The 5,132-nt window shown below is 51.0% G+C and carries 6 protein-coding genes; 4 read left to right on the top strand and 2 right to left on the bottom strand.

Features of this window, described 5'->3' with window-relative positions:
* Positions 1–936: FAD-dependent oxidoreductase (locus ACI32D_RS09250; protein WP_439776281.1), on the top strand; the 936-nt coding region annotated here is incomplete at its 5' end.
* A 503-nt stretch (positions 937–1,439) separates the two neighbouring features.
* Positions 1,440–2,495 carry a bifunctional transcriptional activator/DNA repair enzyme AdaA gene (locus ACI32D_RS09245; protein WP_439776280.1) on the top strand — a complete coding sequence of 352 codons (1,056 nt, stop codon included), beginning with the start codon at positions 1,440–1,442 and terminating at the stop codon, positions 2,493–2,495.
* Positions 2,496–2,544: 49 nt separating this feature from the next.
* Here ACI32D_RS09245 and ACI32D_RS09240 read toward each other — a convergent pair whose 3' ends face one another.
* Together ACI32D_RS09240 and ACI32D_RS09235 are read right to left on the bottom strand one after the other, a co-directional pair.
* Positions 2,545–3,375, bottom strand: coding sequence for a M23 family metallopeptidase (locus ACI32D_RS09240; protein WP_439776279.1), 831 nt, complete (start codon positions 3,373–3,375; stop codon positions 2,545–2,547).
* Positions 3,375–3,815 (bottom strand): 8-oxo-dGTP diphosphatase, encoded by a 441-nt coding sequence (locus ACI32D_RS09235; RefSeq protein WP_439776278.1) that lies wholly within the window; start codon positions 3,813–3,815, stop codon positions 3,375–3,377. Before ACI32D_RS09235 ends, ACI32D_RS09240 begins: the two co-directional genes overlap by 1 nt.
* 144 nt (positions 3,816–3,959) lie before the next feature.
* On the opposite strand from ACI32D_RS09235, the gene ACI32D_RS09230 reads away from it, so the two are divergent.
* Positions 3,960–4,652 carry a tRNA (adenine(22)-N(1))-methyltransferase gene (locus ACI32D_RS09230; RefSeq protein WP_439776277.1) on the top strand — a complete coding sequence of 231 codons (693 nt, stop codon included), beginning with the start codon at positions 3,960–3,962 and terminating at the stop codon, positions 4,650–4,652.
* On the top strand, positions 4,645–5,132 hold a 488-nt coding region (locus ACI32D_RS09225), incomplete at its 3' end, for a Nif3-like dinuclear metal center hexameric protein (RefSeq protein ID WP_439776276.1). The genes ACI32D_RS09230 and ACI32D_RS09225, both read left to right, overlap by 8 nt.

Here is a 5,132-nt window from a genome sequence, read left to right as displayed (position 1 = left end):
ACCGGCTTAGTCGCTGAAAGCGAAGCGGTCAAGTACACCGTCCATGCTAAAGCCGTTGTGGTGGCTACTGGCGGCTACGGTTCAAATGCCGAGATGCTGAAGGATCGCTTAGGCTTCAACCTGGACAAGGACTTCTTCACTTTCAACGTGCCTGGCATCACTGGCGAAGGCTTGAAGATGATGTGGGATGCCGGTGCCCAAAAGTACGGTGATACGGTTGAAATGATCTACATCCTGCCGCACAACCTGGAATACATGGTCGCTGACGGCGTCCTGCGTCAGCCAAACTTGATGATCAACCAGAAGGGTGACCGTTTTATGGATGAAGGGATGCTGGGCAATACTACTTTTTCCGGCAACGCCATGTTCCTGCAGCTAGGCCACTATGCCTACGTCATCATGGACCGGGCGATTTTGCAAAAGTACCAGGAAGACGGCCCAGACATTATGGACATTGTCCACCCGGCTGCCGGCTTTAAGATGCTGGATCCGGTGATCAAGAAGGCAGAAGAAAACGGCTATGAAGCCATCATTACGGCTGACAGCGTCGGCGAATTGGCTGAAAAGCTGGACATCCCAGCTGCTAAACTGCAAAAAACGATCGACGACTACAACAGCTATTGTGACCATGGCCAGGACAGCGAATTTTTCAAGAATCCTGACTACCTCCACAAATTGACTGGGGAAGGCGGCTTCCTGGTTGGCAAGTTCTACAGCGGGGCCTATGGCACGGTTGGCGGCGTCAAGATTGACGAAAACTGCCAAGTCCTGGATGACGAAGACCAGGTTATTCCAGGCCTCTACAGCGCGGGATCGGACGCTAACACCATCTACGCTGACAGCTACAACTTTACCCTGCCGGGCAACACTATGGGCTTTGCCGTAAACTCTGGCCGTATTGCCGGCTTGGAAGCGGCTAAATTCATTGAGGAATAATTTTTTGCAAAATCCAACAGATGTGCTGAAACTGTGCTTTTCTTTTTCTGAATAAGCTGGAATGGTGGAACTTCTCTGATGAGCAAATCGAAGAAGCCATCCCGTTTTTGACCAACCTTGACCTGGATCAGTCCAAGGCTGGGCTCTTGAAGATCAAAAATGAAGCAGGTACTAATGGACTTCAAAGTTAATTGTTAAATTCCAAAGATTTTACAGACGGTTGGCAGATTTTCCTGCCAGCTGCCATTTTTTGCACGGCTTCTTAAAAGCGTTAGTTTAACGCTGTGTTAAAAAAGATGCTATAGTTACTTTTACTGTTGTTGATCTGTTGATGGATGAAGATGTTGGGGAGGAATAGCCAAAAATCAGCAGTATCGATCTGGCAAACTGTAAGAATTGCATCTGCCGTTTTTGGAAGAAAAGTCGCAGCGTTTATGGTAGAATTTCGTATACAAGATCACAAATTGGCTTAGTATTGAAAGCCGCAAGGCAAGGAGGAAACGATGATGGACGATGAAATGTGGGAAGCAGTAAAAGACTGTGACCCTTCCTATGATGGCAAGTTTTATTATGCCGTGAAGACTACCAAAATCTTTTGCCGGCCTTCTTGCAAATCAAAAGTTCCCAAAAGGGCAAATGTTGAATATTTTACTACGCGGGAAGCAGCAAAAGCAGCTGGCTACCGTCCCTGCAAGCGTTGCCGGCCTGACTTGCCTGATTATGATCCGGACCGTGAGCTGGCTGAAGCAAGCAAGGCCGTGGTTGATCACTATTTCAGCGACCAGGAACAGCTGAATAATAAAATTAAAGAGCTTGGCGCAAGCAAAAAGCACTTGTCTCAGCTCTTTAAGCAATACTATGAGATGCCAGCTAGGGATTATCTGGTTCAAGTGCGCACTGATGCCGCCAAACAGGCCTTGCAGGCTGGGGCCAGCGTTCTCGATGCTGCCAGTGCCGCTGGGTATGAAAATATATCAACTTTTTACGCGCATTTTCGCCGGCAGACCGGAATGCCGCCGGCAAAGTACCGGCAGATTTTTGCCAACAATATCAGCCGGGCCGTGATGGACACGCCAATTGGTCCGCTTAGGATTATTGCCTCGCAAGACGCCATTCTCTGCAGTGAACCAGCAGGCGTGCAGCAAAAGCTGGCTGGCAGGGATGCAGACAAAATTCCGGCTGACCGGATCATCCCCGGCGACCCTTCTGGCGACTTGGTCCAGGCCTGCAAGGCGGAACTGACAGAATATTTTGCCGGCCAAAGGCAAGACTTTGACCTGCCTTTAAATCCGGAAGGAACGGATTTTCAGAAAAAAGTCTGGGAGCAGCTGCGGCAGATTCCCTATGGCGAAACCAGAACCTACAGGGAACTGGCAGAGATGACGGGAAGCAGGCAGGCCTCACGGGCCGTGGGCATGGCCAACCACTGCAATCCAATCTTGATTTTGATTCCCTGCCACCGGGTCATTGGGGCTGACGGAAGCCTGACTGGATACGCGGCGGGCCTTGAAGCTAAGCGTTATCTATTAGACCTGGAAAAGGGCGGGGCAAAAAAGTGAGCAAACTAAAAGACGACTGATTAATTTCAGTCGTCTTTTTGATTGCTGTCTATTTGATAAATGACTTCAAGTAGTGGTAAGGGTGCTTGCTTTCTTCCGCCTTCAGCTTTTTCTTCTTAGCCGCCAGCTTCTCGTTGTAGCTGCTTGCCTTGGCATTGTAGCTGGTCGCCTTGGCGTTGTATTCCTTGACATCTGCTTGCAGCTTCAAGCTGTCAGTAATCACCTTCATCGGGTTCAGCCAGGTGCCGTTGTCCCGCCAGTAGTTCTTGTAAGGGTGACCATGCTTGCTGATGTAGTCAGCGCTAGTCTTGGTGATCCCCAAGTGCAGGTGGGAGTCAGTCAGCCGGCCAAGCTTATCGCCCAGCTTGACCGGCTGACCTGCCTTAACCGTGATGTCGGACCGGTTGGCAAAACCTTCTTGGTAGACCTCGACATAGCCGTCTGGAGAAACGACCCAGATGTACCAGCCAAGACCCGTGCAGTAGGCAACTTTCTTAACCGTCCCCGGGTGAATGGCCAAAACCGGTGCCTTGTTGCCGACCTCACTCCAGCCAAAGTCCCAGCCGTCATGGAAGTAGGACTTCTTCGGGTAGACCCGCCGGCATACGTCGGTCTTCCCGTAGCGCTGGCCAGACAGGTACTTGATCTTCTTGGTGTAGCACTTGGCGAAAGGATAGCCCCAGATGTCCTTTTCAGCCACCGTCTTCTTGGCCTTCAAGGCCTTGGGCTGGGTCGCCACCAGCTTGACATCCTTTTCCACCGGGTAGTTCTTGATGTAGAGACCCGCGAAAGCAAAGAGGGCGGCAAAAAGTGCCACCGTCACGACCCCGCCCCAGATCCGCTTGCTCTTTTTCTTATTATTTTTCTTTTTCTTGCTCATTAATACAAATAATCCTTCTTGTCCAACAATACATGCTCATCAATGTCACTTTTTAAAAAGACTTCCAGGTCCCGGTCAAAGTTGTAGGCTAACTGCCGCTTAGGCAAGTCGCTGATCTTGACCCATTCCAGTTTGCCTTCCCTTGAAGCGTGGAGGCTTCCTGAGAACTGATCTGCCCGGTAGAAGAAGACCAGGTAGCGCCGGTCCAGCTTGTCAAAAAACTGCTTGAAGCCAACCAAGCGGGGACTGACGATGTCTAAGTTGGTTTCTTCTTTGACCTCGCGAATGACTGAATCATGAAAAGACTCATGCTTTTCGATGTGACCGCCCGGGAAAGCCAGACCTGGCCAAACCGGGTCCTCCCGGTCAATGGTCAAGACCCGGTCCTGGTCCACGATCATACACATATTAGTTAAAGTTGTAGGCTCCGTCCGGTCCATTTCCCTTTCTCTTTGCCTCCTGTCATCCAAAATGCTGACAAAACTACTCCCAATTATAGCACAGAGATTATTTTTTTGCAGAAACCGCTTTTTGCCAGCTGACTTATGATAAAATCTACTTTTGGATAAAGGAGCGCTTTACTAATGAATTTAAGACTTAACAGACTTGCCGAAATGGTTGATCCAGATAGCCGCTTGGCCGATATCGGCACCGACCACGCCTACCTGCCGATCCTCCTGGTAGAGAGCGGCAAGATCAGCCACGCTATCGCCAGTGACGTTGCCGCTGGCCCTTTGGAGAACGCGGAAACGGACATCGCGGCCGCCGGCCTTTCTGACCAGATTGAAACCCGCCTGGGTTCAGGCCTGGAAACCATCAAGGAGAGCGACCAAATCGACACGGTCGTCATCGCCGGCATGGGCGGCAAATTGATGGTCAACCTGCTCTCTGAAGCTGCCTCCCGGGGCGTCTACTACCCAACTTTGGTCCTTGAAGCCAATATCGGGGAAAATACCGTCCGCCGCTGGTTGATGGAGAACAAGTACGAGATCGTCGCTGAAGACATCGTCTATGAAGCAGGCCACATCTATGAACTGATCAAGGCCAAACTGACTGACCAGGTTCACCAATTGACTGTCCGCGAGCAGGAATTTGGTCCCTTGCTCTTAAAGAACAAGACTGATGTTTTTTATAAAAAGTGGCAGGGGCAGGAAGCCTACTACCAAAAGCTCTTGGCTAACCTCAACAAGGCCCGGGAAAAGGACCTGACCCGAATCAAGGAAGTCGAAGACTTGCTGGCCATGATCAAGCAGGAATTAGGTGAGGAAAATGACTAAAGTAAAAGACGTTGTTGCTAAACTGAATGAAGCTTTCCCGGAAAGCATCGCCAGCGCCGGTGACCCGGTCGGCCTGCAGATCGGCAGCGTGGAAGCCCCGGTCCACAAGATCCTGGTGACTTTAGACGTCCGGCCAAATGTGGTTGATGAAGCTATCAAGCGGGGAGCTGACCTCATCGTCAGCCACCATCCCTTGATCTTCCGGCCGGTTAACAACCTGGACTACAGCGACCCGCAAAAGGCGATGTACGCCAAGATTATCGCTAGCGGCATCACCGTTTACTCCATCCATACTAACTCTGACAAGGCTCAGGACGGGTCAAGCGACTGGCAGGCTGAAGAGCTTGGCCTGGTCGATGTAACCGGCTTTGCCCCGGATGACGACGGCATCGCTATTGGCCGGAAGGGCCGCCTGCCAAAGGCTTTGAAGGCCATTGATTTTGCCCACTACGTCAAGGAAAAGATGGGGGTGGACATGGT

The organism is Lactobacillus sp. (assembly GCF_051873315.1).
Classification (GTDB): Bacteria; Bacillota; Bacilli; order Lactobacillales; family Lactobacillaceae; genus Lactobacillus.
This window is presented reverse-complemented; position numbering and strand designations above follow the sequence as displayed.